Consider the following 1,927-nt stretch of genomic DNA (forward strand, 5'->3'; position numbering starts at 1 on the left):
CCTTCCGCTCGGGGAGGATGTCCTCGACCTTCCGGACGATGCTGGCGGCGTCGAGGCCGGCCTCGGCGTACATCTTGTCCGGGCTGTCGTGGTCCTGATAGCTGTCGGGCAGGGTCATCGTGCGCACCCGCAGCCGCATCGCGTCGAGCACGCCGCGCTCGGTCAGCAGGTGCAGCACCTGCGCCCCGAAGCCGCCGCGCGAGCCCTCCTCCAGCGTGATCAGAACCTCGTGGCTCGCCGCCAGGTCCAGGATCAGCGCCTCGTCCAGCGGCTTGGCGAAGCGCGCATCCGCCACCGTCACCGCGATGCCGGCCGCCTCCAGCGTCTCGGCCGCCTTCAGCGCCTCGGACAGACGCGTGCCCAGCGACAGCAGCGCCACCCGCGCGCCCTCGGGCCGTGTCACGATCCGGCCCCGGCCGATCGCCAGCGGAACGCCCACCTCCGGCATCTCGACGCCCACCCCCTCGCCGCGCGGGTAGCGCAGCGCGATCGGGCCGTCGTCGTGCGCGTGGCAGGTCGCCACCATGTGCACCAGCTCGGCCTCGTCGGCCGCCGCCATCACCGTCATGTTCGGCAGGCAGCACAGGTACGCCAGGTCGAACGCCCCCGCATGCGTCGCCCCGTCGGCCCCCACCAGCCCAGCCCGGTCCAGCGCGAAGCGCACCGGCAGGTTCTGCAGCGCCACGTCGTGGATCACCTGGTCGTAGGCCCGCTGCAGGAAGGTCGAGTAGATCGCCACGAACGGCTTGTAGCCCTCCGTCGCCAGGCCGCCGGCGAACGTCACCGCGTGCTGCTCGGCGATCCCGACGTCGAAGGTCCGGTCCGGATGCGCCTTGCCGAACAGGTCGATCCCGGTGCCGCCCGGCATCGCCGCGGTGATCGCCACCACCTTGTCGTCGGCATCCGCCGCCTTGATCAGGCTCTCGCCGAACACCCGCGTGTAGGCCGGGGCGTTGGCCTTGGCCTTGGTCTGCACGCCCGACAGCACGTCGAACTTCACCACGCCGTGGTAGCGGTCGGCCGACGCCTCCGCCGGCGCGTAGCCCTTGCCCTTCTGCGTCACCACGTGCAGCAGGATCGGGCCCTGCTCCGAGTCGCGCACGTTCTTCAGCACCGGCAGCAGGTGGTCGAGGTTGTGCCCGTCCACCGGCCCGACGTAGTGGAAGCCCATCTCCTCGAACATCGTGCCCGAGCCGACGATCAGCCCGCGGGCGAACTCCTCGGCCTGCGCCGCCCGCTGGTAGATCGCCTTCGGCAGCAGCTTGCCGAGCTGCTTGGCGGTCTCGCGCAGGCCCCGGTACGCCCCGCCCGACGCCAGCCGCGCCAGGTAGGCCGACATCGCGCCCACGGGCGGCGCGATCGACATGTCGTTGTCGTTCAGGATCACGATCAGCCGCGAATGCAGCGCGCCGGCGTTGTTCATCGCCTCGTAGGCCATGCCCGCCGACATCGAGCCGTCCCCGATCACCGCGATCATGTTGCGGCGCTTGGGCTCGGCGTGGCCCTTGGCCTTCTCCGAGGCCGCGTGCAGGTCGCGCGCCACCGCCATGCCCAAGGCGGCCGAGATCGAGGTCGAGGAATGCGCCGCCCCGAACGGGTCGTATTCGCTCTCCGAGCGCTTGGTGAAGCCCGACAGCCCGCCGCCCTGGCGCAGCGTCCGCATCCGCTCGCGCCGCCCGGTCAGGATCTTGTGCGGATACGCCTGGTGCCCGACGTCCCACACGATCCGGTCGTCGGGCGTGTCGAACACGTGGTGCAGCGCCACCGTCAGCTCGACCACCCCGAGCCCCGACCCGAGATGACCGCCCGTCACCGACACGGCCTCGATCATCTCCGAGCGAACCGCGTCCGCCACCGCCCGGAGATCGCTCTCCGGAAGCAACCGCAACGCGGACGTCTCGGACAAACCGTCCAAAATCGAGGGGGC

General features: G+C 71.2%; 1 protein-coding gene. It reads right to left on the reverse strand.

What is annotated here, in order from left to right:
* Window positions 1-1,915, reverse strand: a 1,915-nt coding sequence (gene dxs, locus FV230_RS27740; protein WP_246695039.1) for a 1-deoxy-D-xylulose-5-phosphate synthase, incomplete at its 3' end; no start/stop codon positions are given.
* Between the last annotated feature and the right edge of the window lie 12 nt (window positions 1,916-1,927).

This window comes from Methylobacterium sp. WL6 (assembly GCF_008040095.1).
In the GTDB taxonomy this organism is placed as follows: domain Bacteria; phylum Pseudomonadota; class Alphaproteobacteria; order Rhizobiales; family Beijerinckiaceae; genus Methylobacterium.